The sequence below is a fragment of the Pseudonocardia lacus genome (genome assembly GCF_018531445.1).
GTDB classification, from domain to species: Bacteria; Actinomycetota; Actinomycetes; order Mycobacteriales; family Pseudonocardiaceae; genus Pseudonocardia; species Pseudonocardia lacus.
The window spans coordinates 1-26,370 of sequence record NZ_JAHDTH010000072.1; the positions used below are offsets into that span (position 1 = coordinate 1).

Annotated in this window: 27 protein-coding genes and 1 pseudogene; 10 read left to right on the plus strand and 18 right to left on the minus strand. The window is 74.5% G+C overall.

All coding sequences use genetic code 11. From position 1 onward, the window contains the following. Positions 1 to 1,096, minus strand: a pseudogene (locus KIK08_RS16925) (hypothetical protein); the annotation flags it as partial. A 311-nt stretch (positions 1,097 to 1,407) separates the two neighbouring features. Between KIK08_RS16925 and malQ the strand changes: the two are divergent. Together malQ and KIK08_RS16935 are read left to right on the plus strand one after the other, a co-directional pair. Next, complete coding sequence (malQ, locus tag KIK08_RS16930; protein WP_214404128.1) at positions 1,408 to 3,348, plus strand: 4-alpha-glucanotransferase; 1,941 nt, start codon at positions 1,408 to 1,410, stop codon at positions 3,346 to 3,348. Positions 3,349 to 3,420: 72 nt separating this feature from the next. After that, positions 3,421 to 3,789 carry an RNA-binding S4 domain-containing protein gene (locus KIK08_RS16935; protein WP_214404160.1) on the plus strand — a complete coding sequence of 123 codons (369 nt, stop codon included), beginning with the start codon at positions 3,421 to 3,423 and terminating at the stop codon, positions 3,787 to 3,789. 107 nt (positions 3,790 to 3,896) lie between these two features. On the opposite strand, the gene KIK08_RS16940 is transcribed toward KIK08_RS16935, so the two are convergent. Together KIK08_RS16940 and KIK08_RS16945 are read right to left on the minus strand one after the other, a co-directional pair. Next, positions 3,897 to 4,820, minus strand: a complete 924-nt coding sequence (locus tag KIK08_RS16940; RefSeq protein ID WP_308257686.1) for a DMT family transporter — start codon at positions 4,818 to 4,820, stop codon at positions 3,897 to 3,899. Positions 4,821 to 4,887: 67 nt separating this feature from the next. Then, the gene (locus KIK08_RS16945; RefSeq protein WP_214404130.1) at positions 4,888 to 5,232 is read right to left on the minus strand and encodes an STAS domain-containing protein; all 345 of its coding nucleotides are present in this window, start codon (positions 5,230 to 5,232) and stop codon (positions 4,888 to 4,890) included. Positions 5,233 to 5,408: 176 nt separating this feature from the next. Here KIK08_RS16945 and KIK08_RS16950 point away from each other — a divergent pair, with 176 nt between their 5' ends. Together KIK08_RS16950 and KIK08_RS39995 are read left to right on the plus strand one after the other, a co-directional pair. Further along, the gene (locus KIK08_RS16950; protein WP_214404131.1) at positions 5,409 to 5,813 is read left to right on the plus strand and encodes an ATP-binding protein; all 405 of its coding nucleotides are present in this window, start codon (positions 5,409 to 5,411) and stop codon (positions 5,811 to 5,813) included. A gap of 88 nt (positions 5,814 to 5,901) precedes the next feature. Further along, the gene (locus KIK08_RS39995; protein ID WP_214404132.1) at positions 5,902 to 6,234 is read left to right on the plus strand and encodes an STAS domain-containing protein; all 333 of its coding nucleotides are present in this window, start codon (positions 5,902 to 5,904) and stop codon (positions 6,232 to 6,234) included. A gap of 125 nt (positions 6,235 to 6,359) precedes the next feature. On the opposite strand, the gene KIK08_RS16960 is transcribed toward KIK08_RS39995, so the two are convergent. Beyond that, entirely contained in the window at positions 6,360 to 6,848 is a 489-nt protein-coding gene (locus KIK08_RS16960) for a pyridoxamine 5'-phosphate oxidase family protein (RefSeq protein WP_214404133.1), read from the minus strand. Between the two features lie 81 nt (positions 6,849 to 6,929). Here KIK08_RS16960 and KIK08_RS16965 point away from each other — a divergent pair, with 81 nt between their 5' ends. Beyond that, complete coding sequence (locus KIK08_RS16965) at positions 6,930 to 7,859, plus strand: AraC family transcriptional regulator (RefSeq protein ID WP_214404134.1); 930 nt, start codon at positions 6,930 to 6,932, stop codon at positions 7,857 to 7,859. A gap of 7 nt (positions 7,860 to 7,866) precedes the next feature. Here KIK08_RS16965 and KIK08_RS16970 read toward each other — a convergent pair whose 3' ends face one another. Further along, positions 7,867 to 8,799, minus strand: coding sequence for a LysR family transcriptional regulator (locus tag KIK08_RS16970; protein ID WP_214404135.1), 933 nt, complete (start codon positions 8,797 to 8,799; stop codon positions 7,867 to 7,869). A gap of 70 nt (positions 8,800 to 8,869) precedes the next feature. Between KIK08_RS16970 and KIK08_RS16975 the strand changes: the two genes are divergently transcribed. Further along, a complete protein-coding gene (locus KIK08_RS16975) occupies positions 8,870 to 9,925 on the plus strand; it encodes an SDR family oxidoreductase (protein ID WP_214404136.1) in 1,056 nt (351 codons plus the stop codon). Positions 9,926 to 9,980: 55 nt separating this feature from the next. Here KIK08_RS16975 and KIK08_RS16980 read toward each other — a convergent pair whose 3' ends face one another. The 5 genes from KIK08_RS16980 to KIK08_RS17000 all read right to left on the minus strand — a co-directional run bounded on the left by KIK08_RS16980 (position 9,981) and on the right by KIK08_RS17000 (position 13,710). Then, on the minus strand, positions 9,981 to 10,301 hold the full coding sequence (locus KIK08_RS16980; protein WP_214404137.1) for a hypothetical protein: 321 nt from the start codon (positions 10,299 to 10,301) through the stop codon (positions 9,981 to 9,983). Positions 10,302 to 10,483: 182 nt separating this feature from the next. Beyond that, a complete protein-coding gene (locus KIK08_RS16985) occupies positions 10,484 to 10,960 on the minus strand; it encodes a peroxiredoxin (RefSeq protein WP_214404138.1) in 477 nt (158 codons plus the stop codon). 113 nt (positions 10,961 to 11,073) lie between these two features. Beyond that, the gene (locus KIK08_RS16990) at positions 11,074 to 12,267 is read right to left on the minus strand and encodes a heavy metal-binding domain-containing protein (RefSeq protein ID WP_214404139.1); all 1,194 of its coding nucleotides are present in this window, start codon (positions 12,265 to 12,267) and stop codon (positions 11,074 to 11,076) included. A 79-nt stretch (positions 12,268 to 12,346) separates the two neighbouring features. Next, the gene (locus tag KIK08_RS16995) at positions 12,347 to 12,610 is read right to left on the minus strand and encodes a hypothetical protein (RefSeq protein WP_214404140.1); all 264 of its coding nucleotides are present in this window, start codon (positions 12,608 to 12,610) and stop codon (positions 12,347 to 12,349) included. Between the two features lie 242 nt (positions 12,611 to 12,852). Next, a complete protein-coding gene (locus KIK08_RS17000; protein WP_214404141.1) occupies positions 12,853 to 13,710 on the minus strand; it encodes a LysR family transcriptional regulator in 858 nt (285 codons plus the stop codon). Positions 13,711 to 13,805: 95 nt separating this feature from the next. Here KIK08_RS17000 and KIK08_RS17005 point away from each other — a divergent pair, with 95 nt between their 5' ends. Continuing rightward, entirely contained in the window at positions 13,806 to 14,543 is a 738-nt protein-coding gene (locus KIK08_RS17005) for an SDR family oxidoreductase (RefSeq protein ID WP_214404142.1), read from the plus strand. Here the strand turns inward: KIK08_RS17005 and KIK08_RS17010 are convergent, their stop codons facing one another. The 3 genes from KIK08_RS17010 to KIK08_RS17020 form a co-directional block, all read right to left on the minus strand. Beyond that, entirely contained in the window at positions 14,544 to 15,887 is a 1,344-nt protein-coding gene (locus KIK08_RS17010) for an APC family permease (protein ID WP_214404143.1), read from the minus strand. Positions 15,888 to 15,970: 83 nt separating this feature from the next. Continuing rightward, positions 15,971 to 16,603, minus strand: coding sequence for a dihydrofolate reductase family protein (locus KIK08_RS17015; protein WP_214404144.1), 633 nt, complete (start codon positions 16,601 to 16,603; stop codon positions 15,971 to 15,973). 20 nt (positions 16,604 to 16,623) lie between these two features. Then, positions 16,624 to 17,136: a cysteine dioxygenase family protein gene (locus KIK08_RS17020; RefSeq protein WP_214404145.1), complete on the minus strand. Its 513-nt coding sequence runs from the start codon at positions 17,134 to 17,136 to the stop codon at positions 16,624 to 16,626. Positions 17,137 to 17,211: 75 nt separating this feature from the next. On the opposite strand from KIK08_RS17020, the gene KIK08_RS17025 reads away from it, so the two are divergent. Then, positions 17,212 to 18,108 (plus strand): LysR family transcriptional regulator, encoded by an 897-nt coding sequence (locus tag KIK08_RS17025; RefSeq protein WP_214404146.1) that lies wholly within the window; start codon positions 17,212 to 17,214, stop codon positions 18,106 to 18,108. Between the two features lie 36 nt (positions 18,109 to 18,144). Here KIK08_RS17025 and speB read toward each other — a convergent pair whose 3' ends face one another. The 4 genes from speB to KIK08_RS17045 all read right to left on the minus strand — a co-directional run bounded on the left by speB (position 18,145) and on the right by KIK08_RS17045 (position 22,604). Next, complete coding sequence (gene speB / locus KIK08_RS17030) at positions 18,145 to 19,137, minus strand: agmatinase (protein ID WP_214404147.1); 993 nt, start codon at positions 19,135 to 19,137, stop codon at positions 18,145 to 18,147. Then, a complete protein-coding gene (locus KIK08_RS17035; RefSeq protein ID WP_214404148.1) occupies positions 19,134 to 20,576 on the minus strand; it encodes an aminobutyraldehyde dehydrogenase in 1,443 nt (480 codons plus the stop codon). Before KIK08_RS17035 ends, speB begins: the two co-directional genes overlap by 4 nt. A gap of 44 nt (positions 20,577 to 20,620) precedes the next feature. Then, positions 20,621 to 21,043, minus strand: a complete 423-nt coding sequence (locus KIK08_RS17040) for a universal stress protein (protein ID WP_214404149.1) — start codon at positions 21,041 to 21,043, stop codon at positions 20,621 to 20,623. 73 nt (positions 21,044 to 21,116) lie between these two features. After that, entirely contained in the window at positions 21,117 to 22,604 is a 1,488-nt protein-coding gene (locus tag KIK08_RS17045; protein ID WP_214404150.1) for an APC family permease, read from the minus strand. 62 nt (positions 22,605 to 22,666) lie between these two features. Between KIK08_RS17045 and KIK08_RS17050 the strand changes: the two genes are divergently transcribed. Beyond that, positions 22,667 to 23,875 carry a saccharopine dehydrogenase family protein gene (locus KIK08_RS17050; RefSeq protein WP_214404151.1) on the plus strand — a complete coding sequence of 403 codons (1,209 nt, stop codon included), beginning with the start codon at positions 22,667 to 22,669 and terminating at the stop codon, positions 23,873 to 23,875. A gap of 1 nt (position 23,876) precedes the next feature. Here the strand turns inward: KIK08_RS17050 and KIK08_RS17055 are convergent, their stop codons facing one another. Beyond that, on the minus strand, positions 23,877 to 25,901 hold the full coding sequence (locus KIK08_RS17055; RefSeq protein ID WP_308257687.1) for a primary-amine oxidase: 2,025 nt from the start codon (positions 25,899 to 25,901) through the stop codon (positions 23,877 to 23,879). On the opposite strand from KIK08_RS17055, the gene KIK08_RS17060 reads away from it, so the two are divergent. Beyond that, entirely contained in the window at positions 25,872 to 26,342 is a 471-nt protein-coding gene (locus KIK08_RS17060) for a DUF4429 domain-containing protein (protein WP_214404161.1), read from the plus strand. The two genes, KIK08_RS17055 and KIK08_RS17060, sit on opposite strands and share 30 nt — an antisense overlap. Positions 26,343 to 26,370: the final 28 nt, after the last annotated feature.

Here is a 26,370-nt window from a genome sequence, read left to right on the forward strand (position 1 = left end):
GGACCGGCGCGGTGGGCACGACCGCGGCCGGGGCCGGCTCGGGCGGCGGGGACGCGGCCGTCACCGGCTCGGTGGGGGTGGTGTCGGCCGGCGCCACCGGGGCGGGCTCGGCCGGAGCGGGTGCATCCACGGGTGCGGGCTCCGGCGCCTGAGCGGTCGGCTCGTCGTCCGGAACGGGGTCCTCGACGCGGGGGCGCTCGACGGTGGAGGGCTCGGCGGCATCGTCCGATGTGGACACCTGGACCGGCTCGAGGCGACGGCCTCCGATCGGTGGCACGGCGGTGAGCCTGCGCCGGGGCGCGCCGGCCGGCGGGCGCCCGGTACCGGGGACCAGCCGCACCACCCCGGTCGCGCGACCGCCGCCGTTCGACTGCGGCGCCGGATCGGGGCGGGCTTCGGGGCGGGCCTCGGACTCGACCTCGGCGTCCACCTCGGACCAGTCGGCCCACCCGGACCAGGCGTCGTCGTTCGCGCCGTCGGGGTCGGCCGACTCGGGCGCAGCCCGCGGTGCGGCGACGGGCGGGGCGAGCCGGGGGACGTAGGCGGTGGGCGAGCCGGACGCGGACGCCATCAGCGCCGCGCGCCGCCACGGGGTGTCGTCGCCGGTCAGCTCGGTCTCCACCGCGGCGGGCTCCGGGGCCCGCGGGGTGCTCGTGGCGACGGGGGCCCGGCGCGGGGGCGGGTCGACCGGGAGGCGGGCGGTGGGGACCTCGATCTCGTCCGGCGCGTCCGGCTCCGCGGGCGGGACGACGGTGGGCGGGCGGGCGGGAGAGGCCCGGTGCCGGCCGCCGGCGCGCTCATCGACGGAGACCGCCTCCGGAGGCGGCGCGGGCTCGTCGCCGGCCGGGGTGATCTCGTCCTGGGCGGAAGCCTCCTCGGCGGCGGCGACCACGGGTGCGGTGTCCCCCTCGGGCGCCGCCGCGGCCGCGGCGGCCTCGCGCTCGGCGCGCAGCCGGACCAGTTCGGCCACCGTGCGCGGGCCCCGCGACCGGGCGGCCCGCGCGCGGCGGGAGACGACCGTGGCGACGATCAGTACGGCGAACGCGACGAGCAGCACCGCCACGATGGCGACGGCGACCAGGACGGGAGTGCTCATCACTCGGCCTCGCAGAGCTCGGCCCGCGCTTCGCGCGGGCGCTGTGCCGGCGCTTCGCTCGCAAGCCCGCTCACCGCACGACCTCGCCGCGCCCAGCCGCCGGTAGCACCGAACGCGCAGGCTCGCTCATCGCTCTCCTCCCGACCGAACGACGGCGGCGTGTGATCGAGAACCTAGCATTGCCCCCCGCCACGACCCGGTTCCGGTGGCGGGCGTGTTATCCCTGGTCAGACGGGAAAGATGGGGACGTCCGCAGCGCCCGCCACCCGAACCGGGGGAATGGCGCCGCGCGGTGCGGGGAACGGAGCGGCGTGGACACGGACCTGGCCCGGCTGGCGGCACTGCACGGCGTGGCGACCGAGTACCGCGACGGCGAGCGCAAGCGGGTGGCGATCGACCCGGACGTCGTCGTGCGGGTGCTCGGGCTGCTCGACGTCGACGCGAGCGGCCCGCAGGCCGTGCGGGAGGCACTGGCCGCCGCCGACGAGCGCGCCCGCGCCGGGCGGCTGCCGGACACGATCGCCGTGCGCACCGACCGGTCCCGGCCGCTGCCGGTGCCCGGCGTGCTCGTCGGCGAGGACGGCGCCCGCCGCGACGTCGACGACCTGCCCGCCGGGCTCGACCCGGGCTGGTACCGGCTGGAGACCGCCGACCAGACCGTCACCGTCGTCGTCGCGCCGCCCGCGCTGCCCGAGCCCGAGCGCGCGTGGGGCTGGATGCTGCAGCTCTACGCGCTGCACTCGACCGGCTCGTGGGGCATCGGCGACCTCGGCGACCTGCGGGAGTTCACCGCGTGGACGGGCGCGCAGCACGGCGCCGGGGCGGTGCTGCTCAACCCGCTGCACGCCATCACCCCGGTGCCGCCGGTGCAGCCCTCGCCGTACACGCCGTCGAGCCGGCGCTTCGGCACGGCGCTCGCGCTGCGCATCACCGACCTGGCCGCCTACCGGCGCGCCGACCCCGCCACCCGGGCCGAGGTCGACGCGCTGCGCCCGCTGACCGTCGGCGGGCGGATCGAGCACGACCGGGTGTGGGCGGCGAAGCGCTCGGCGCTGGAGCTGCTCTGGCACGCCGACGGGCGCCCCGAGCCCACCGGCGCCGACGACGACCTGTGGGAGTTCGCCACGTACTGCGCGCTCGCCGAGCGGTACGGCGGGCGCTGGAGCCGCTGGCCGGAGGAGATGCGCAGGCCCTCCGCCCCGGGCGTCGCACGCGCTCGCCAGGAGCTGGCCACCCGGGTGGCCTTCCACGCCTGGGTGCAGCAGCAGGTGCAGGCCCAGCTGGTGGAGGCGCAGGAGGCCGCCCGCGAGGTCGGCGTGCGGATCGTGCACGACCTGGCCGTCGGGTGCGACCCCGAGGGCGCCGACGGCTGGGCGCTGCAGGACGTGCTCGCCATGGGTGTGCGGATCGGGGCCCCGCCGGACGCGTTCAGCCAGCAGGGCCAGGACTGGGGGCTGCCGCCGTGGCGCCCCGACCGGCTCGCCGCCACCGGCTACGCCGCCTACCGCGACCTGCTGCGCGCGCTGCTGCGCCAGGCCGACGGCCTGCGCATCGACCACGTGGCCGGGCTGTGGCGGCTGTGGTGGGTGCCACCGGGCGAGTCCGCCGACCGCGGCACCTACGTGCACTACGACGCCGAGGTGATGCTGGCCGTGCTCACCCTGGAGGCGCACCGGGCGGGCGCGCTGGTCGTCGGCGAGGACCTGGGCACCGTCGAGCCCGAGGTCACCGAGGGCCTGGCCGCGCACCGGATGCTCGGCTCGTCGGTGCTGTGGTTCACCCGCGACCTCGACGCCCCCGGCGAGCCGCTGCTGCCGCCGCGGGAGTGGCCGCCGGACTCGGTGGCCACGATCTCCACCCACGACCTGCCCACCGCCGCCGGGTTCCTGACCGGCGAGCACGTCCGGGTGCGCGCCGAGCTCGGCCTGCTCGACGACGTCGCCGCCGAGGAGGAGAAGGCGGCCGCGGAGCGCGCCGAGATGATCGACCTGCTGCGCGCCGAAGGGCTGGTGGGCGACGACCCGAGCACCGAGGAGCTGGTGGTCGCCATGCACGCGGCGCTGGCCAGCAGCCGTTCCCGGCTGGTGCTGGTCTCGCCCTACGACGTCATCGGCGAGGTCCGCCAGCCCAACCTGCCCGGCACGGTCGACCAGTACCCGAACTGGCGGCTGCCGCTGGCCGAGTCGCTGGAGGAGCTGCGCGCCGACCCGCGCGTCGCCCGGGTGGTCGAGGTGCTGCGCCGGGAGCGCTGATATCCGGTCGCCCCGACGCGCTGATCGGGCATCATCGAGGCCGTGCAGGCACCCGAAGCGCAAACGGGCCGGCTGGACAGCTGGTTGTGGGCCGTGCGGCTGACCAAGACCCGGCCGGCGGCCGCCGCGGCCTGCCGCGGCGGCCACGTGCGGGTCAACGACAGGCCGGCCAAGCCCGCCACCCCGGTGCACGCGGGCGACGAGGTGCGCGCCCGCGTCCCGGCCGGGCCCGGTCGCGACGCCACCCGCATCGTCGAGGTCGTGAAGGTGATCCAGAAGCGGGTCGGGCCGGCCGACGCCGCCACCTGCTTCATCGACCGCACCCCGCCCCCGCCGCCGGAGGCGGCGATCCCGGTCGCCCGCCGCGACCGCGGCGCCGGCCGCCCCACCAAGCGCGACCGCCGCCTCCTCGACCGCCTCCGCACCGCCGACGACTTCTGATCTTCTCCGCGCGCGCCCCCTCCCCCGGTTCAGGAAAGCCACGATGCTGCCCTCTGCGGGCAGCATCGTGGCTTTCCTGAACTCCGGCGGAGTGGGTCGCTGCTGCGTCAGCGGGCGGGGGTGGAGGGGGTGGGGGGCACGAGGGGGGCCACGACGACCGGCTCCCGGGTGCGCTCCCGCAGCCCGAGGCCGGTCACCGCGGCGACCACGACGACCAGGCCGACCCACTGCGTCACCGACAACGACCGGTCGAGCAGCGTGACGCCGATCAGCGCGGCCGTCACCGGGAACGCCAGCTCGGCCAGCGTCGCCCGGGAGGCGGCGGTGGCCCGCAGGCCCAGGTAGTACAGGCTCAGCCCGAGCAGCCCCGGCACGAGCGCGAGCAGCGCCAGCGGGCCGAGCTGGGCCGGGGTGACCGCGATCGGGGCGCCGTTGAGCAGCAGCACCACCACGGTGGCCGGCAGGCCGATCGCGAACCGCAGCACCGTCACGTCGCGGCTGGGCATGCGGACGCTGACCATGCGCCCGAGCACCGTCCCGATCGCCCACAGCACGGCGGCGCCGACCGCGAGCAGCGCGGCCACCAGCGCCGTCGGCGCGACCGACAGCGGGTCGGGGAAGGCGACCAGCCACGCCCCGACCAGCGCGGGCACCGCGAACACCCAGTACTGGGCGCGGAACCGCTCGCCGAGCAGCGCGACCGCGGCGATCACCGCGACCACCGGCTGCAGCTTCTGCAGGACCAGCGGCGTGATCGGGTCGCCGTAGGTGAAGGCCTGGGTGAACAGCGCGGTCGCCACCGCCGACGCCCCCACCCCGATGACCACCAGGGCCAGCCGCTCCCGCGGCGCCGCGGCGCGGAACGCGCGCACCGCGGACGGCAGGAACGGCGTCAGCACCAGCACGATCAGCAGGTGCTCCCAGAACACGATGGTCGCCGCCGGCAGCTCGCCGGCCAGCGGTAGGCGCAGCAGCCCGTCGGTCCCCCACAGGGCGGCCGCCACCGCCACCAGCCACGTCCGGTCGGCCACCGGCCGTCGATCCCCCTCGGAGTCCACGACCGTGCTCAACGCGCCGCCGTCGGGATCCATACCGGGTTCAGCGAACGGTCAGCACCTCGGTGAGGCCGGTGAGCGCGAACAGCCGCTCGCACCGCCGCGACGGGCGCACGACGAGCAGCCGGGCGGACGCGTCGCGGTAGCGGCGGTCGTTCTCGACCAGCACCGCCAGCCCGGCCGCAGCCAGGAACACCACGCCGGACAGGTCGAGCTCGACGGTGCGGCAGCCCTGGTCGAGCAGCCGGTCCAGGGTGGCGGCGAGCCGGTCGGCGGACACCATGTCGATCTCACCGACCACCCCGACCGTGGCGTGGTCGTGGCCGCCACGGACATCGATCTCCAGCTGGCAGGGGTGCGGCTCGGGGCGGCGGGCACGTCCGTGCATCGCGCAGCCCCCTCCTCCGACGACTCGGCCGGTCGGATCGGGTGACCGAGGGGCCCAACCTGGGGGGCCACCCTAGCCGAGCGACGGCGAGCGGCGCGCCGTCCGGTTGGGTGCCCACCGCACCGGGTACCTCGGAAACGGGCCCATGCGATGGGCCCGGTCACGGGAGGTCAGGAATGCGCGCACCGGTCGGGCGGCCGCCCCCGCTGCGGCTGCGGCTGACCGGCGGCTCGCTGGCGCCGCAGCTGTCCGGGGCGCGGCACGAGGTCGAGCGGTGGGCCCACCAGACCGGCCTGGACGAGCCCCTGGTCGAGGACGTGGTGCTGGCCGCCTACGAGGCGCTGGCGAACGTCGCCGACCACGCCTACCCCGGCGGCGCCGGCGACGCCCGCCTCGACGTGCGGCGCGAGAACGGCGTCCTGGAGGCCACGGTCAGCGACGAGGGGCGCTGGCGGCCCCCGGCCGGCGACCCCGGCTGGCGCGGCCGCGGCCTGGTCATCATCCGCGGGCTGGCCGACGAGGTCGACGTGCGCCACGACGAGACCGGCACCGTGGTGCGGATGCGCTGGATGCTGGGCTGAGCCCGATCCCCTTCCGGCGGTGCCGCCGCCGGAAGTGCCGCCCTACCGTCGTCGGAAGTCCTTCGCAGCCCGACCTCGGGAGCACGACGTGACCGCGCACCGCCACCGCCCGTTCGCGGTCGCCGTGCGCTCCGAGCTCGGCCCCACCGGGGGCACCGCCGACCTGTCCGGCGAGCTCGACATCTCCAGCATCGCCCAGCTCTGGGACGCGCTGTCGGCGCTGTGCGGCGAGGGCTACCGGTACGTCGTGCTCGACCTGAGCGAGCTGGACTTCCTCGACGCCGCCGGCCTGGGGGTGCTGGTGCGGGCCGACCGGTTGTTCCGGGAGGCGGGCGCGACGCTGGCGCTCACCGGGCTGCGCCCGTCGCAGCAGCGGCTGCTGGAGATCACCGGCCTGGACCGCGCTCTGCGGGTGGAGTGAGCCCCGGCCGAGCGGCGGGCGGAGGCCCCCTCCCGACCTCCGCCCGACCCGCCGGGCCACCCGAACGGGTGATGTCCTTCCCAACGGCGCCGCGGCCGCGGGGTTACGGCCGTCGTCGCGAATTCTCACGCGGCCGGCTCGACGGGCAGATCCACCGCGCCGGCGGCGTTGAGCGGGTCGCGCAGGAAGCGCAGCAGCGGCATGCCCAGCCCGAAGGTCACCATCCGCCGGCCGGGCTCGATCCGCAGGACGCAGCCGCCGTCGAGCTCCAGCTCGCCGTGCCCGCTGATGGCCTTGAGCCGGCCGGCCGCGGCCAGCTCGCGGATCTCCGGGTCGTCGTTGTCCAGGATCCGCGCGGTGCCCTGGAACTGGACCGCGGCCGGCGGTCCGACCGGCAGCCGGCGGACCGGGACGGTGACCGCCACCCGCGGGTTGACCGCGACGTTGCGGGCCTTGCGGCTGTCGCGGAACGTGCTGACGTAGAGGGTGCGTCCGGCGGCGGAGTAGAGGACGCCCGCGATGTGCGGCCGCGAGGCGTCGGACGCGGTGGCCAGGGTGCAGAAGGAGCGCTTGGCGATCGCCCGGGTGGCGGTGGCGAGGAGTGTGTCTGTCATGTCGTGAATGCTCCCGGTGCCGGGCTGGACGCTCCATCGTCGAACCGCTCGGATGCATACGCGGGCGTCTACGATGGCGGCGTGGACGCGCTGGCCGGATTCCTGGACGGGCCGCGGGCGCGCGGCGCGTTCGTGCTGCGCACGACGTTCTCCTCGCCGTTCGCGATCCGGCTGGAGGACGAGTCCCCGCTGACGCTGGTGGCCGTCGTGCGGGGCACGGTGTGGGTCGCCGGCGACGGCGGGCCGTGGGTGCGCCTGGACGCCGGCGACGTGGGCGTCGCCCGCGGGCCGGGCCATTACACGATGGCCGACGACCCGGCCAGCCCGCCGCAGGTGGTGGTCAAGCCGGGGCAGCAGTGCTACCCGATCGGCATCCCCGATGCCTACCCCATCGACCTCGGTGTGCGCACCTGGGGCACCGACCCGGACGGCCCCATCAGCACGGTCTGCGGGGCCTACGAGCAGCCCGGCGCGGTCAGCCAGCGGCTGCTCGACGCGCTGCCGCCGCTGTTCACCCTGTCCGCGGCCGAGCTCGCCTCGCCGCTGGTGGGGCTGCTGGCCACCGAGGTCGGCCGCGACGACCCCGGCCAGGAGGCCGTCCTCGACCGGCTGCTCGACCTGCTGGTGATCACAGTGCTGCGCACCTGGTTCGACCGCACCGCCGCCCCGGCGTGGTACTCCGCGCACCGCGACCCGCTGGTCGGCCGGGCGCTGCGCCGCCTGCACGACGAGCCGGCCCGGCCGTGGACGGTCGCCTCGCTGGCCGCCGACGTCGGCGTCTCCCGCGCCGCGCTGGCCCGCCGCTTCACCGAAGCCGTCGGCGAGCCCCCGATGTCCTACCTGGCCGGCTGGCGGCTGGCGCTGGCCGCCGACCTGCTGCGCGAGCCCGATGCGACCGTCGCCGGCGTGGCCCGCCAGGTCGGCTACGCCAGCCCGTACGCGCTGAGCACGGCGTTCAAGCGGGTGCGCGGGGTGAGCCCGCGCGAGCACCGGACGATGAGCCCGGCCTGACCGCTCGCTACAGCCGGATCGGGGGCCGGCTCGGCTCGGCGCGGGGTGCCGTGAGGTGCGCCGGGCGGGGCCGGCACCCGGCGGCGAGCGCGTCGAGGAACGCCGCGGTCAGCGGGTCGGGCTCGCCGCGGGTGTAGGCGACCAGGCGTCGGGTGATCGGCGGGTCGGGCCAGCGCAGGGCACCGTCGAAGCCGGCGGGCACGATGTTGGACGGCGTCAGCGCGGGGCCGAGGCCGGTCGCGGCGAGCACCGGGGCGGCGGCCGTCTGCTCGGTGCGCACGGCGGGCCGGGGCGAGAAGCCCGCGGCGGCGCAGGCCCGGTCGAGCAGGTCGGCCAGCCCGTGGCCGGGGGCGTAGTGGACCCAGCGCCGGTCGGCCAGCTCGGCCAGGTCGAGCAGGCCGGCGCCGCGGGCCGCCGGGTCGTCCGGGGGCAGGACCACCACGAACTCCTCCTCCCCCAGCGCGCGGACCGGCCCCTCCCACTCCTCGGGCACCGGGCCGACGGCCACGTCGGCCTGCCCACCGGCCATCGCCTCGGCCAGTTCGTCGACGTGGCGGTGCTCGATCAACCGGACCCGGACGTCGGGGTGGGCGCGGTGCCAGGCGCGCAGCGCGGGCGGCAGCACTCCCAGCGCCACCGAGTACACCGTGGCCACCTCCAGCTCGCCGCAGTCCAGCCCGACGGCCTGGCGGGCGGCCAGCCGGGCCCGCTCGGCGTCGGCCAGCGCGGCCCGGGCGTGCGGCAGCAGCGCCCGCCCCATCGGTGTGGCCCGCACCGTCCGCGGCAGCCGCTCCAGCAACCGTCCCCCCGCCTGCTGCTCCAGCGCCCGGACCTGGTGCGAGAGGGCCGGCTGGGTGACGTGCAGGAGTGCGGCGGCCCGGGTGAAGGACCCGGTGTCCACCACCGTGACCAGGTACTCCAGCTGGCGCAGGCTGAACATGAGGCGATCCTATGGACCCTGTGCAAACTATGCATTGGATTCATGGCGGTGGGCGGCCGAAGCTCGACCCATGAGCTCCAACCGCAAGACCGCCGTCGTCGTCGGCGCCCAGGGCGTCATCGGCCGCACCCTCGTCGACCACCTCGCCGGCCTCGACGACTGGGACGTCGTCGGCCTGTCCCGCCGCCCCGGCGAACCGCGCGAGCGCGTCCGGCACGTCCAGGTCGACCTGCTCGACCCCGACGACTGCCGCGAGCGGCTCGCCGACCTCGGCGCCGCCACCCACGTCTTCTACACCGCCTACCAGGACCGACCCACCTGGTCCGAGCTGGTCGCGCCCAACCTCGCCATGCTCGTCAACGCCGTCGAGGCGATCGACGCCGTCGCGCCCGGGCTGCGCCACGTCAGCCTCATGCAGGGCTACAAGGTCTACGGCGCGCACCTCGGCCCGTTCCGCACCCCGGCGCGCGAATCCGACCCCGGGCACATGCCCCCGGAGTTCAACGTCTCCCAGCAGGAGTTCCTGCAGCAGCGCGCCGCCGAGCGGGACTGGACCTGGTCGGCGATCCGGCCGTCGGTCGTCTGCGGGCACGCCCTGGGCAACCCGATGAACCTCGTCGCCGTGCTCGCCGTCTACGCCTCGATCAGCAAGGAGCTCGGCCTGCCGCTGCGCTTCCCCGGCGCCACCGGCGCCTACCGCACCCTGCTGGAGATGACCGACGCCGGCCTGCTGGCCCGGGCCACCGTGTGGGCGGCCACCGACCCGCGCTGCGCGAACGAGGCCTTCAACATCGCCAACGGCGACCTGTTCCGCTGGGACGACATGTGGCCGCGCATCGCCGCCTGGTTCGACCTCGACGTGGCCCCGCCGCTGCCGATGTCGCTGACCGACGCCATGGCCGACAAGGAACCCGTGTGGGACCGCCTCGTCGAACGGCACGGGCTGCGCCACAAGTACGCGGAGGTCTCCTCGTGGCCCTTCGGGGACGCGGTGTTCGGCTGGGACTACGACTTCTTCGCCGACGGCAGCAAGGCCCGCCGGTTCGGCTTCCACGAGTACGTGGAGACCGCCGAGATGTTCCCCCGGATGTTCGCCGACCTGCGGGCCCGCCGGGTCATCCCGTGACCCGGTCCCGCGGGGGCTCCCGCGGGACCGGGCTCGATCGGATGGTGGGTTGCGCCTACTCGGACCGGCGGACCGCCAGCGGGGCCCCCGCCAGGTCCTCCTCGTTGCACAGCAGCTTGACCTCGTAATACGGCGAACCGTCCTGGTCGTCGTAGTCGAGGTGGATGGCGATCACGTCCACCGGTTCGCCCAGCCACTGCTGCGCCCCGCGCAGCCACGCCGCCGACCGTTCCAGGGCTGTCGGCAGGTCGTCGTCGCGGAACTGGACGGGCCGGAACGGCACGTCCTGGACCACGTCGCGGGGATCGACCGGGCGGGGCAGGTCGATCGCCAGGCCGGCGTCGTCGAGCTGCAGTTCGACCGTCTTGTCACTCACCCGGACAGCCTGATGGCCCCGGCCGCCGCAGACAAGCCGAACCGGCGTCCGTCGGGGTGGCGGATCCGGTGGAATCGGTGACGCGCCCTCCACGCACACCCCGATGGGGTCCGGACGAGCGCGGCTCTCGTCCGATCTGGTTGGACGAAAGCCGCTTTCGTCCGGGCCGGCGGCCGCGCCCGTCAGAGCTTGAGCAGGACGTTCGAGCAGGTCGACAGGTTGATACCGGACTCGTCGACGTCGATGCTGCGCAGCACCCCGTCCTCCAGGATCGCCGCGTAGCGCTTGGAGCGCCGGCCCAGCCCGGCGCCGCTGCCGTCCAGCACGAGGCCCATGGCCTCGGTGAACTCGGCGTTGCCGTCGGCGAGCAGCAGGATGTCGTCGGCGCCGTGGGCCTTGCCCCAGGCGTCCATCACGAACACGTCGTTGACGGCCACGCAGGCGATCGTGTCCACGCCCTTGGCCTTGAGCTCCGCGGAGTTCTGCACGAACCCGGGCAGGTGCACGTTGGAGCAGCCGGGGGTGAACGCGCCGGGGACGGCGAACAGCACGACCTTGCCCTTGCCGAGGACGTCGGCGGTGCGCACGGTGCCGGGTCCGTCCGGCGTCATGGTCCGCAGCTCGACGTCGGGGATGCTGTCACCAGCGGAGACGGTCATGGTCCGACGCTAACCCGCGGTGGGGCGCGGGACCCGGTGAGCGGCGTCACCGTGGTCCGCGACCGGGTGGTCGACGGGCCGCGCGCCCTTCTGGCCGATCACCTCCGGCGTGCTCAGCCCTCGCCCGCCGCGACGGTCTCCGCGACGGTCTCCGCGGCGGAGCGCGCCTCCGGCGGTTCGAGCGTCACCGCGGTGCCGTAGGCGACGACGTCGCCGCTGATGGCCCCGGTGGAGCCGTAGCGCAGGCCGACGACGGCGTCGCCGCCCCGCTGCAGCGCGGCCTGGGCCAGCCGGGCGCGGGCGGTCTCGTGCACGCTGCGTCCGGGCTGCCCGACCGACGGCCACGACGCGACCGACAGCACGTCGCCGTGCACGAGCGCGATCGTCCGGCCCGGCACGGTGTCGGTGGTCACCAGCAGCACGGACTCCTCGACCGGTGGCGTCGCCTGCGCGGGGATCGACAGGACCGGGTCGGTCGGGGAGCTCTGCCCCGGCGCGGGTCGAGCGGGTGAGCCGTCGAGCGGCAGGCCCGCGGCCAGCGCCATCGCCACCTCCCGCTCGATGGGCAGCAGGCCCCAGTCCGAGTCGTCGAGGGGGTAGTCGCCGATCTCCGCGGCCGGGGGTTCGACGGGCGGCTCCGGAGGGCTCTCCGGCCGCACGTCGCGGCTGTCGTCGACGGCGTCGGAGGCGGGGCGCTCGTCCGGCGACGGGTCCTCGACGCCCTCGCCCTGCTCGGGGGCCTGCTCGGGGGCCTGCTCGGGGGCCTGCTCCACGTGCTCGGCGTGCTCGGCGTGCTCGGCGTCGCCCGTCTCGTCCATGCCGTCGTCGTCGAGGTCGAGGTCGTCGACCCAGCGCACCACGCGCCCCCGGGCCACCGGGTGCCCGTTGCCGCGCCGGGCCAGCAGGTCCTCCGGCTGCTCGTCAGCTCCCACGGCTGCCTCCCCGGCCCATCGCCCGCACGCGGCCGCGCGCATCTCCTCGATCACCTTCGCGGCGCGGACGGCGGCGGCGCCGTCGGGGAACGCGAAGTCGTAGCAGTCCCCACCGCGGTCCATGATGTGCACGACCGAGCGCACCGCGGAGACATCGCGGACGCGGTCGAACCCGATCGCGTGCTCCGGGCGCTCGGGCACCGTGCTCGTCACGACCAGCCGGTCGCGCGCGAGCGCCACAAGGGCCGGTCGGTCGTCGATCTGGACGGCCCACACCGGCGACCACTCCGAGACCAGGTCCGACCAGTTCTCCCGCATCGCGTCCCGCGGCCGCCGGTGGCTCCGCGGGCAGGTGGAGAGGTAGCAGGACGACATGGAGCAGCAGTACCCCACCCCCGGTGCCCCGACCTGCGGCTTCACCCGTCCGAGCGAGCGCGTCACACGGCGGCGGGGGCTACGCGGCGGCCGGGACGCCCAGCTCGCGCCGCCCGGCTGCGGTGACCGTCGCCGGCACCCGCTGGCCCGCGGAGCACACCCGGACGGGGGCGATCAGGCCGGCCCGGGCGAGCCGGTGCGCGGCGGGCTGGTCGCAGCAGTAGCGGCCGTCGAGCAGCAGGTCGGGCTCGGCGCCCCAGCTGAGCTCGGCGTTGCCGGCCGCGACGGCCCGCAGGATGGCGCGGTCGCGCCCACTGAGCGCGATGTCGGTGATGAACTGCATCGTTCCCCTCCTCGTGCCCGTGACCGCTGGGTTCCGGTCGACCGGTGTCAATCATCCGGACCGCGGCGCCGCCGCGGACTCATCGCGACGGCCACAACGGTGCGCCCGACGGGCAGGGTTTCCTACCCATCGGGCAACCCCGCGCCCCCGATCGGCCGTGCAGTGCTGCATCGACCGGGGTGCGGCTGCCCTACGGGGGCGTCGTGCAGGACGGGCTCGTCAACCCGGCCCGGCCGGAGCCGTCACAGCCGGGTGGCCGTGCGGACCAGCCCGGCGAGGGCGCGCGAGCGGCTGTGCGGCGGCCAGGCGATGTGGGTGACGACCGGCGGCGCGTCGGTCAGCGGGACGGCGGCGTGCTCGGCCCACAGCCACGAGCGGCCGTACTCGGGGAAGACGGCGACGGTGCGGCCGAGCGCGACCAGCTGGGCCAGCTGCGTCTGGTCGCGGATCTCCGGGCCCGGGCCGGGCGGGTAGCCGCCGTCGCGGCGGGGCCAGCGGGCGAGCGGCAGGCCGGGGACGTCGCTGATGTCGGCCAGGGACAGGGTCGTGCGGGCGGCGAGGGGGTGCGCGGCGGGCAGGATGGCGACCTGCCCCTCGGTCGCGAGCTCCTCGCTGTCGAACCCGACGAGGGAGTTGAACGGCGTGTACATCAGCGCCACGTCGGCGCGGCCGTCGCGCAGCATCGCCTCCTGCTCGCAGAGCCCGCACAGCAGCACCTCGACCTCGGCCGCGCCGGGCTCGGCCGCGTGGGCGTCGAGGAGCTTCTGCAGCAGCTCGTGGGACCCGGCGGCCTTCGCCGCCAGCACCAGGCGTTCGCCGGGGCCGTCGGCGCCACCGGCGCGACGAGCGCGGCGCGCGGCCGCCGCGGCCGCGTCGAGGGTCGCGCGCCCCTCCCGCAGCAGCACCTCCCCGGCCGCGGTCAGCGCGACGCCGCGCCGGTCGCGCTCCAGCAGACCGACGCCCAGGCGCCGCTCCAGCTGCTGGATGGCCCGCGACAGCGGCGGCTGGGCCATGCCCAACCGCTGGGCGGCACGGCCGAAGTGCAGCTCCTCGGCGACGGCCACGAAGTACCTCAGCTCGCGGGTCTCCAGATCGTCCACCGCCCCACCGTACGCCGCCGTGATACCTGCCAGGTATCACAGCGCACCGCATCGGTCTTGGCCGCGGCACCGGTCCGCGGCCGACCATCGACGGCGTGAGCGAGACGAAGACCGCGCTGGTGACCGGCGCGAACAAGGGGATCGGGTACGAGATCGCGGCCGGCCTCGGCGCACTCGGGTACCGGGTGGGCGTGGGGGCGCGCGACGCGGGTCGGCTGGAGACCGCCGTCGAGAAGCTGCGCGCCTGCGACGTCGACGCGTTCGGCGTGCCGCTGGACGTCACCGACGACCGCAGCGCCACCGCCGCCGCCGAACTCGTCGAGCGGACGGCCGGGCGCCTCGACGTCCTGGTCAACAACGCCGGCATCTCCGGTCCCACCGGCCCCGACTGGACGCAGGACCCGACCACGCTCGACCTCGACGTCGTCCGCGCGGTCGTCGAGACCAACGTGCTGGGCGTCATCCGGGTGACCAACGCGGTGCTGCCGCTGCTGCGGCGCTCGCCGTCCCCGCGCATCGTCAACGTCTCCAGCAGCGTGGCGTCCCTGACCCGGCAGGCCGACCCGGACGTCGACGTCGGGCCGATCATGGCGGCCTACGCGCCGTCCAAGACGTTCCTCAACGCCGTCACCGTGCAGTACGCCCGGAAGTTCGCCGGCACGGGCATCCTGATCAACGCGGCGTGCCCGGGGCTGGTCGCCACCGACTTCACCGGCTTCCAGGGCCCGCGCACCCCCGAGCAGGGCGCCGCCACGGCGATCCGCCTGGCCACGCTGCCCGACGGCGGGCCGAGCGGCACCTTCGTCGAGGACGACGGCGTCATCCCCTGGTGATCACGCGGCCGGCTCGGCGTCCAGGCGCTTGCGGCTGTACTGCGCGATCAGGAACAGGACCGAGCCGACCGCCAGGTAGCCCGCCGCGATCAGCCAGGACTCGGCGCCCTGCTGGGTGAGCAGCACGATGCTGGCGACGATCGCCAGGACGGGCACGACGATCGGCACGGAGAAGTGCTCGTGCTCGACGCGGTCCTTCTTCAGCACGATCGCCGAGACGTTGGTGGAGATGAACACCAGCACCAGCAGCAGCACGGTGGTGTCCGCCAGCCGGCCGATGTCGCCGACGAAGCTCATGCCGATGGCGGCCGCGCCGACGGCGAGGATCGCCACCCACGGCGTCCCGCGCCGCGCGGCCACCCGGCCGAAAACCGACGGCAGCAGCCCGATCTCGGCCAGGCCGTAGGTGGCCCGGCTGGCCATCACCAGGAACAGCAGCGCCCCGTTGGCGATGGCCACCAGCGCGATCAGCGAGAACAGCCAGCCCGGGACGGCCAGCCCGGACGCGGTGATGACCTCGAGCAGCGGGCCGCTGGAGTTCGCCATCGTGGCCGGGTCGACGACGATCGCGGCACCGAGGGCGATCAGCAGGTAGATGACGCCCGCGGTGCAGATCGCCCCGAACAGGGCCCTCGGGTAGGCCCGCGACGGGTCCTTCACCTCCTCGGCCATGTTGGCGGCGGCCTCGAAGCCGAGGAAGGAGAAGAACGCCACCACCGAGGCCGCGAAGGCGCCCATCAGCAGGGGCTGGTCCGGCGACGGCGTCAGGATCCGCGCCGGGTCGCCCTGCCCGTTGCCGAAGACCAGCGCCGCCACGACGATCACCAGGACCAGGCCGGACACCTCGATGACGGTCATCACGACGTTCGCCGACAGCGACTCCCGGACCCCGCGCAGGTTGACCGCGATCAGCAGCAGCAGGAACACGACCGAGACGGGCGCGGCGGGCACGTCGACCAGTTCGCTGAGGTAGTCGCCGGCGAACGCGTTCGCCAGCAGCGCCGAGGTGGTGATCCCGGACGCCAGCATCAGGAAGCCGACCACGAACGACAGGTACGGCAGGTCGAACGCGCGCTGCACGTACCGGCACGCCCCACCGGCGTGCGGGTACTTCGTGATCATCTCCGCGTAGGTGCCCGCGGTGAGCAGAGCGGGCACGAGCGCCAGCACCAGCGGCAGCCACAGCATGCCGCCGACGTCCGCGGCCATGGTGCCGACCAGCGTGTAGATCCCGGCGCCGAGGGTGTCGCCGACGATGAAGAAGAACAGCAGCAGCACGCCGACCGTCCGCTTCAGCTTCGTCGCGGGAGCCGCCGGCGGCCCGACGTCCGTCGCTTCGACCATTCGCGCATGCTCGCACGCGATCGTCGGGTCCGCCGGTTGCGCGGGATCACCCGCTGGAGGGTTCGGGTGGGTGGGGAGGTGGGTCAGCTGGTCGGGCGGGTGAAGGTCAGGTGCGTGACTCCGCTGGGCGCGGACGTCGCCTCGACCCGGTAGCCCTCCTCCAGGCCCTCCAGCCCGTCCCACAGCCGCACCCCCCGCCCGAGCATGATCGGGACGACCGCGATGTGCGCGTGGTCGACGAGCCCGGCGGCGAGGAAGTCGCGGACGACGGTGGGGCCGCCGCCGATGCGCACGTCCTTGCCTCCCGCGGCCTCGCGGGCGGCGTCGAGCGCTTCGGCGGGGGTGGCGTCGAGGAAGTGGAACGTCGTGCCGCCCTCCATCTCGATCGGCGGGCGCGGGTGGTGGGTGAGCACGAAGACCGGGGTGTGGAACGGCGGGTTGGGTCCCCACGCGCCCCTCCAGTCCGGGTCGTCCTGCCAGCCGGGGTGGCCCCACTTCCCGGCGCCCATGATCTCGGCGCCGATGCCGGGGTCGTGCCGTTGGACGAAGGCGTCGTCGACGCCGGCGCTGCCGCCGGGCTGCCACCAGCTGGTGGTGAACATCCATTGGTGCAGCCGGTCGCCTGCGTGGCCGAAGTGCGCGGTGGCGCTCTGCCCCTCGCCGGTGCCGTAGCCGTCGAGGGAGATGGCGAAGTTGTGGATGCGGACGAGTGACATGGCGGTCCTCCTCGGTCGGTTCAGTCGTAGTAGCGGCGGGCGGTGCCGCCGAGGCGGGAGACGTCGGTCCCGTAGACGTGGATCGAGATCGCCGTCGTCCCGCCCGTGTTGCGGACGCGGTGGATGTCGCCGGGTGGGGCGAACCCGGCGACGTCGCCGACGTGGTTGTCGCTGACGCCGATCGGGTTGAGGTCGGCGTCGAAGAGCTCCTCGTGCTCGACGCCCTGGATGACGCCGAGCGCGCACCACGTGACGTGGTCGTGGATCCGGGTGCGCTGGCCGGTGCGCCACACCACCGCGATGACGGAGAACGTGCCGTCCGGCTCCACGTGCAGGGTGTGGGCGACGTAGTCGTCCGGCGAGCCCCGGCGCTGCTCGGCGGTCAGGACGTCGGGGCCCGGGAGGTGCTCGCGCAGCTGCTCCGCGACGAGCCGAGCGGTGACAGCCCAATCGGTGTGCGCGGCGACGGCGTCGCGGATGCCGTCGACCAGGTCGGTGAGCCCCTCCACGGGGCGGGTGAGCGTCGAGGTCATGTCGAACAGCGTGCAACCGACCGATTCATACGTCTAATGTCAATGCTCATGCTGGTCGATAGACGGGCTCGATAGATGTTGGACGTGACGAGGCTCCGCGTCATCGACGCGCTCGCGCGCCTGGGGTCGGTCACCGCGGCCGCGAGGGAGCTGCACTACACGCAGCCGACGGTCAGCCACCACCTCGCCCGGCTCGAAGCCGAGACCGGCGCGCAGCTGCTGCAGCGCGCCGGCCGCGGGGTCCGGCTGACCCCCGCCGGCCGGCTGCTGGCCGTGCGCGCCGCCGAGATCCTCGGGCGGATCGACGCGGCCGACGCCGAGCTGTCCGCGCACGTGGGCCTGAGCGCCGGGCGGGTGCGCGTGGCCAGCTTCTCGTCGGTGATCGGCTCGCTCATCCCGCGCGCGGTGGCCGCGCTGACCGCCCGGCACCCCGGCCTGCAGATCGGCCTGACCGACACGCAGCCGCCCGAGGCGCTGGAGAAGCTGCGCACCGGCGAGATCGACCTCGCGATCATCTTCCGCTACGACGACACCGAGCTGGAACCGCCGGACGTCCGGCTGCACCACCTGCTCGACGACCCCCTGTACCTGCTGTCCACCGAAGCGGGGCAGACGCTTCCCGGTTTGCGCGACGCGACCTGGATCGCCGGCTGCGACCGGTGCCGCAGCCACCTGCTGTCGATGTGCGCCGCGCAGGGGTTCGAACCCCGGATCGGCTACACCTCCGACGACATGGTCGTCATGCAGGCGTTGGTGGCCGCCGGGCTGGGCGTCACGACCAGTCCCGGGCTGGCCCTGCGCGCCCACCGCGCCGCCGGCGTCGTGGCCAGCGAGCTGCCCGGATCGCGCCAGCACATCTACGCGGCCACCTACGGCGAGCCGCCGGACCCGCCCGCCACCGCCGCGCTCCTGGCCGCGCTCGGCGACGCCGCGGCCTCGATCGGCGCCGTCCCGGTGGCGGTCGACGCCTGAGCCCGGCCCCGCGACGGTGCGCCCGCGACGTCGCCGTCAGCGGCCGTCCAGCAGCGGCCGGGCCGGGTCCCACGGGTCGCCGCGGCGGCGCAGCGCCATCCCGGACAGCGCCTCCAGCACCACCCGGTTGGCCAGGAAGCTGGTCAGCTCGGCGTGGTCGTAGGGCGGGCTGACCTCCACCACGTCCATCCCGACGACCGGCAGCTCGACCGCGATCCGGCGCACGGCGTCGAGCAGTTCGCGCGCGGTGAGCCCGCCCGGCTCGGGGGTGCCGGTGCCGGGGGCGTGCGCGGGGTCGCACACGTCGACGTCGACGGAGAGGAACACGCCGTCGCAGTCGTCCAGCGCGATCGCGAACGCCTCGGTGAGGCAGGCGTCGAGGCCGCGCGCCCCGATCTCGGTCATCTCGTAGGACCGCATGCCCTGCTCGGCCATCCAGGCCAGCGTCTCCGGCCCCGGCCAGTACCCGCGCAGGCCGACCTGCAGGAACCGGTCGCCGCGCAGGGCGCCGGACTCGATGAGCCGGCGCATCGGCTGCCCGTGCCCGACGAGCGAGCCGAACTCGACGTCGCCGGTGTCGGCGTGCGCGTCGAAGTGGATCATCGAGATGCGGCCGGCGCCCAGGTGCTGGGCCACGCCCGCGGCGTCCGGCCAGGCGATGGTGTGGTCACCGCCCAGCACCAGCGGTACCGCCCCGGTCGCGGTGACCGCGTGCACGGCCTCCTGCAGGTCGCGCACCGAGCGCACCGCGTCGCCGGAGAACATCTCCACGTCGCCGGCGTCGTACACGCCCTCCAGCCCGTCGACGCGCAGCGCCAGCGACGGTCGCGACCCGTCGTGGGGCAGGTAGCAGCCCTGCCGGATCGCCGACGGGCCGAACCGGGTGCCCGGCCGGTGCGAGGTGCCGCCGTCGAAAGGCGCCCCGATGACGACGACGTGCGCGTCGGCGTAGGTCGAGGGCTCGCGCCAGTCGCACCCGGGGACGCCGAGGAACGTGACGTCGGGGCCGTACTGCGCCCCGTACCTCATTCGCCGACGAACGACATGACGTGCTTGACCCGCGTGTAGTCCTCCAGCGAGTACGCCGACAGGTCCTTGCCGTAGCCGGACTGCTTGAACCCGCCGTGCGGCATCTCCGCGACGAGCGGGATGTGGCAGTTGATCCACACGCAGCCCGCGTCGATCGCCGCCGAGGCGCGTAGCGCCGTCGTGTGCGACGTCGTCCACACGCTGGAGGCGAGCCCGTAGTCGGTGTCGTTGGCCAGCCGGACGGCCTCCTCCTCGTCGGCGAAGGTCTGCACGGTGATCACCGGCCCGAAGATCTCGGTGCGGACCAGCTCGTCGCCCGGGCGCAGGCCCTCGACGAGCGTGGGCGCGTAGAAGTAGCCCGACCCGGGGGCCGCCGCACCACCGGCGACGATCGAGGCATGCGCGGGCGCGCGCTCCACCAGCCCGGAGACGTGCGCGAGCTGGGTGGGGTTGTTGACCGGCGGGATGAACAGGTCGTCGGAGTCGTCCTCGTCGCGCGCCAGGCGCACGCCGGCCGCCTGCTCGGCGAGCGCCGCGACGAGGTCGCCGGCCACGGACTCGTGGACGAGCACGCGGGTGGCGGCGGTGCAGTCCTGCCCGGCGTTGAAGTAGCCGGCGACGGCGATGCCCTCGGCCGCCGCGGCGAGGTCGGCGTCGGCGAACACGACGCACGGCGCCTTGCCGCCCAGCTCCAGGTGGGTGCGGGTGATGTTCGGGGCGGCGGCGGTGGCGACCGCCTTGCCCGCCCGGGTGCTGCCGGTGATCGACACCATGGCCGGGGTGGGGTGCGCGGCCAGCAGCGCCCCGGTGGACCGGTCGCCGCAGACGACGTTGAACACCCCGGGCGGCAGCAGGTCGGCGAACAGCTCGGCCAGCAGCACCGTGCTGGCCGGGGTGGTGTCGCTGGGCTTGAGGACGATCGTGTTGCCGGCGGCGAGCGCGGGCGCGAACTTCCAGACCGCCATCATCATGGGGTAGTTCCAGGGCGTCACCGACCCGACGACGCCGACGGGCTCGCGCCGCACGCTCGACTGGTAGCCGCGCATGTACTCGCCGGACGACCGCCCCTCCAGGATCCGCGCCGCCCCGGCGAAGAACCGGATCTGGTCGACCATCGGCGGGATCTCCTCGCTGGTGGTCAGCCCGACCGGCTTGCCGGTGTTGCGGGCCTCGGCCTCCACCAGCCGCCCGGCCGCCCCCTCGACGGCGTCGGCCATCGCCAGCAGCGCGGCCTGCCGCTCGGCCGGGGTGGTGCGCTTCCACTCCGCGAACGCCGCGGCCGCGGCGGCGAAGGCCGCGTCGACGTCGGGCGCGGTGGACAGCGGCGCCGAGGCGTACACCTCGCCCGTGGCGGGGTCGACTACGTCGGTGTGACCGCCCTCGGCGGGGTCGACGAACTCGCCGTTGACGAAGTTGCGCAGGACGGTCTTGTCGGGCATCGCGCCAGTCTCGTCAGGCTCCCCGGGCCCGGGCAAGGCCCGGCTCAGTCCCCTGGCCCCGGCACGCACAGCACCGGGCGAGTGGACAGCTGCAGGAGCTTGTGGGCCACCGACCCGAGCAGCGCGCCGCGCATCGGGCTCTCGTTCCAGGTGCCGACCACGATCACCGCGGCGTCGTGCCGGTCGGCGGCGGCGACGAGCGCCTGCGCGGGCTTGTCGTCGACGACCTCGACGACGACGGGCACGCCCGCGGCCTCGGCCGCGGCGACGGCCGGGGCGGTGACGCGGTCGGCCGACTCGTCCAGCGCGGCGCGCGCCTGGCGCGCCTCCTCGCCGACGCCGCCGGGCGGGTGGATGCCGTGCACGAGCACGAGCGGCACCTCGTAGCGCTTCGCCACCTCGATCGCCGTCTCCAGCGCGCGTTCCGCGCCCGGGGAACGGTCGTACCCGAGGACGATCGCGCTCATCGCTCTCCCTCGCTGCGCTCGGTCGGCGCTTCGCGCAAGGCACTGTGCCGATTGTTCGCTCGCTGACGCTCGCTCACTGCTCTGCCTCCTGCTCCGGCGCGAGGCCGGGTCGTTCGCGCCAGAACTCGGGGTGGCCGACCCGCCAGCCGAACATGATCACGATACCCAGCAGGAACACCGCGAGCCCGATCACCAGCGGCGGCCCGAACCCGAACCACGACGTGCCCGTCGCGGACGCCTCGACGTCGTTGAGGTCGACGACCGAGCGGACCAGCAGCCAGATCAGCAGCCCCGCGCCGATCAGCGGCCCGAGGCCGATGAACAGGAAGTTCGTGGCGCTGCGCAGCAGCTGGCGCCGGTAGTAGACGGCGCAGGCGATGCCGGTGAGGGCGTAGTAGAACGCGATGAGCAGCGACAGCGCGGTCAGCGAGTCCAGCAGGGCGTTCTCGCTGATCAGACTGATCACCACGTACCAGACCGAGGCGATGACGGCCACCGTCCAGGTGGACACGTCCGGGGTGCGGAAGCGGGGGTGGATGTGCGCGAGCCTGCGGGGCAGGGCGGCCCGGCGCGCCATCGACAGCCCGGTGCGCGACGCCGGGATGATCGTCGTCTGGGTCGACGCGAGCGCCGACGTGGCCACCGAGACCAGCAGCACCCAATCCCAGCCGCCGAGCACCTCCTCGCCCAGCAGCGCGAAGATCAGCTCGCCCTCCTCCTCGTTCCCGGCCAGGAAGTCCGTGCCGGCGAAGGAGACGATGGCGTAGGCGACGGCCAGGTAGGTCACCAGCAGCAGGACGGTGGAGACGATCCCGGCCCGGCCGGGGGACGAGGCGGAGTCGGTCGTCTCCTCGGTGAGGTTCACCGCCGACTCCCAGCCCCAGTAGACGAACACGCCCAGCAGCAGTCCGGCCGTCAGCGCCGCGCCGCCCTCCGCGAACGGGTTGAGCCAGGTGATCGACGGGGTCAACGGGTCGAGCGGGCTGTCGCCGCTCAGCGCCCGGCCGATCGCGACGCCCGCGAACACCAGCAGCGAGACGACCTGGGCGATGATCAGCACGTTCTGCACGCGCGCGGACAGCTCGGTGCCGAGCACGCACAGCGCCGTCATCGCCAGGATCACCAGCACCGTGATCGGGATGACGACGGGGGTGTTGGCGGCGAGGTCGTCCAGCCCGACGGCCAGCAGTCCGAAGCGGACGGCGACGTCGGCCAGCGAGCCGATCACCAGCACGCCGGTCATCGCGATCGCCCAGCCGCCGATCCAGCCCAGCCACGGCCCCATCGCCCGGGTGACCCAGGAGAACGTGGTGCCGCAGTCCTGGTCGACCCGGTTGAGGTAGTAGAAGGCGCTGGCGATGAGCAGCATCGGCACGAACGACGCCAGCAGCACGCCGGGGGCGTAGACCCCGGCCAGCGCGACGATCGGCCCGATGACCGCGGCCAGGGAGTAGGCGGGCGAGGTCGAGGCGAGGCCGATCACCACCGCGTCCAGGAAGGAGATGGCGCCCGGCTTGAGCTGCGCGCCGGACTCCGGCCCGGTCCTGATGCCGTCGGTCATGCGCCCTTTATGTCGTGTGACGGCCTTCACCCACAAGGGCCGCAAGGTTACCTTTCCGTTCCATGAGGATCGTGGTCGTCGGGGCCGGCGGGGTCGGGGGGTCCGTCGCGGCGATCGCAGCGCGCCGGGAGTTCGTGGAATGCCTGGTGGTGGCCGACGTCGACCCGGCACGGGCGCAGGCCGTCGCCGACCGGGCCGGCGACCCCCGGGTCGTGGCGGCCCGCGTCGACGCCTCCGACCCCGACGACGTCGCCGCCCTGCTGGCCGCGTACCGCGCCGACGCCCTGCTCAACGCCACCGACCCGCGGTTCGTCATGCCGCTGTTCCGCGCCGCGCTGGCCGCCCGCGTCACCTACCTCGACATGGCGATGTCGATGTCGGTGCCGCACCCCGAGCGGCCCCACGAGCTCACCGGCGTCAAGCTCGGCGACGAGCAGTTCGCGCTGCACGACGACTTCGTCGACGCCGGCGTGCTCGCGCTGGTCGGGATGGGCGTCGAGCCGGGCCTGTCGGACGTGTTCGCCCGCTACGCCGCCGACCACCTGTTCGCCGAGATCGACGAGCTCGGGGTGCGCGACGGCTCCGACCTGGTCGTGCCGGGCCGCGCCTTCGCCCCGTCGTTCTCGATCTGGACGCTCATCGAGGAGTGCCTCAACCCGCCCGTCGTGTGGGAGCGCGACCGCGGCTGGTTCACCACCGCGCCGTTCAGCGAGCCCGAGGTGTTCGACTTCCCGGCCGGCATCGGCCCGCTGGAGTGCGTGAACGTCGAGCACGAGGAGGTGCTGCTGATACCGCGCTGGGTCGACGCCCGGCGCGTCACGTTCAAGTACGGGCTCGGCTCGCGGGTGATCGAGGTGCTGCGGACGCTGCACGAGCTGGGACTGGATTCGACGACACCGGTGCGGGTCGGGGATGTGCACGTGTCCCCGCGCGAGGTCGTCGCCGCGTGCCTGCCCGACCCCGCCACGATCGGCCCGGAGATGACCGGGCGCACCTGCGCGGGGCTGTGGGTGCGCGGCACCGGCACCGACGGCGCCCCGCGCGAGGTCTACCTGCACCACGTCGTCGACAACGCCTGGTCGATGGCCGAGTACGGCTGCCAGGCCGTGGTGTGGCAGACCGCGGTCAACCCCGTCGTCGCGCTGGAGCTGATCGCGTCGGGCGCCTGGTCGGGGGCCGGGGTGCTCGGGCCGGAGGCCCTCGACGCCGTCCCCTTCCTCGACCTCCTCACCGACTACGGGTCGCCCTGGGCCCTGCGCGAGGGCGGCTGAGCTACGTCCCCGGGGCGACGTCGAGGGCCGGGTTGGCGTCGAAGAACCCGGCCGCGGTCAGCCGGAAGCCGACCACGTCCACCGGCATCACCGGCCAGTCCTCCACCCGCGGCACGTGGTGGATGCCGAAGACGTACCAGAGCACGACGTCGGCCTCCACGATCGAGCGCCCGGCCGCGGTCCACACCGGCAGGCCGGTGTCGCGCTCGGACTGGTTGACGAACTCCCCGCACGGCCAGCGCTGCTCGGCGTCGAACGGCGTCACCCACAGCTGGTGGCCGATCACCCGCGCCCGCTGGAACAGCGTCGACCGCTCGTCGACCATCGCCGGCACGGTCGCGCTCGGGACGAGCTTGTAGGCCGTCGGCCGGCCGTGGGCGTTGCGCCGGCGCGGGTTGACGACCTTCCACACGCGCTGGCTCGCCCAGTCCTGGTCGAACCCGCCCTCCACGGTCAGCGGCTCCTCCCGCTGCACGAGCGCCAGGCCGTCGGGGTTGTCCGGCCCCATCGGCAGCTGCGCGGTCTGGCTCTGCACGACGGTGTTGGGGCCGCCGTCGATGTCCAGGTCGAGCCGGGCGACCAGGAAGTGCTGGTGGATGGGCGCATAGGTCCGCGCGTCCACGACCGTGCCGTAGGGCGGCGCGTCGCCCTCGAACGGCGTGGTGACCATGATCCCGGTGGCGCGCACCTCGCACTCGATCGTGCCGTCCTCGTAGAACCGCCAGTACGTGAGGTACTCGTAGTTGGCCACCGTGACGTGGGTGGAGACCACCATCCGTCGGCGCCGCCGCACCTGGGCGCCCGCGCGGCCGTCAACGTGCTTCCACAGCACGCCGTCGTCCTCCTCGTGCAGGCAGATCGCGTTCGGGATCTCCACCGGCTCGCCCGCCGAGTCGTGCAGCACGGCGTCGACGTAGGTGATCTCGCCGAGGCAGTCGCAGCCCAGCTCCAGCGACGTCGTCATGAAGCCCAGGCCCCATTCGCCGACGTCGAAGGCGGTGCGGTCGGCGTGCTGCGGCGTCGGGTCGCGGTAGGGCACGACCATCTCGGCGAACGACAGCCGGTGCGCGATCGGCCGGACCCCGGTCCCGTCGTCCCAGCCGACCTGGTGCAGCACCAGGCCCTCGCGGTGGGTGAACCCCAGCCGCAGCCGCCAGTTCTGCCACGCCAGTTCGTAGCCGTCGAGCGTGAAGGAGACGCCCTCGGGCTGGCTGATGCGCAGCGGCTTGCGCCCCTCGCGCGGCCGGTGGTCGGGGACGAACTCGGGGTCGTACTCCCCCTGCACCGGCGGGAACCCGGGCCGGGCGGTGTCCTGGACCTCCAGCAGCTCCATCGTGTTCAGGTCGACGATGAGCTTGAGCCCGGCGACCTGGTGCGCGTACGGGTTGGACGTGGCCGAGTCGCGCAGCCACACGTCGCACCAGCCGACCCGTCGCCCCCGGTGCGCGTCGGGGACGCGCGTCCCGGCGTAGGTCCAGACGTCGATCAGCGTCAGCGACGGGTCGGTGATGCCCCGCTCGGCCAGCACGGCGACGACCTCCGGGTGGACGCGCATCGCCTCGTCGCACTCGTGCCACTCGTCGATCGTCACGTTCGGCTGGTGGCCGGGGTGGTCCTCCCAACTCAGCAGCGCGTCGCCGGTGAGGTCGAGGTGCGCGATGTGCGCCGTACCGGTGGTGGTGCTCCAGACGACGGCCCGCGCGACCCGGTCGACGGCGTCGCCGGGCCGGTGGGCGCGCACGACGTCCTTCGCCGGCTCCCGCAGCATGACCCCGGCGATCCGCCACCCCGGCCGGGCCACCCCCTTCTCCCGGCGCAACAACGCCGCGGCCTGGCGGAACTCGTCGGCGGTGAGCGGGTCGAGGGGGTGCGTCACGCGGGGAGTCTGCTGATCCGGCGGACGGGGCCGCAAGCCCGTCGCTGATGGGGTAGGCGCCCGGAAGGCCGCAGCATCCTGAGCGGTAACGACGCACGGGGGAGCTGCGACGTGGCGGACATGAGCGCTCCCCTGCAGGTCCGCGGACACAACGGCACGGTCACCTACGACGGCAAGTTCGTCACCATCACCCGGACCGGTTTCCTCGCCCGAACCACGATCGGGAAGGGCGAGAAGCGCATCCCGCTCCGCCAGATCACCGCCGTGCAGCTGAAGCCGGCCGGGTTCGCCGTCAACGGGTTCATCCAGTTCTCGCTCGGCGGCGGTAGGGAAGCACGGTCGCAGTTCGGCCGGCAGACGACCGACGCGGTGAAGGACGAGAACTCGGTCATCTTCACCCGCCAGCAGCAAGCGGCGTTCGACGAGCTGCGCTCCGCGATCGAGCACGGCCTCGCCGACCCCGGAGGTCATCAGCAGGCCGCGGACCCGGTGGCACAACTCAACCAGCTCGCCCAGTTGCACCGCTCCGGCGCGCTCACCGACGCCGAGTTCACCCACGCGAAGCAGGCGCTCCTGGGACAGATGCGATAGCGCTCCTCAGGTTCGCCCGGTCGCAGGC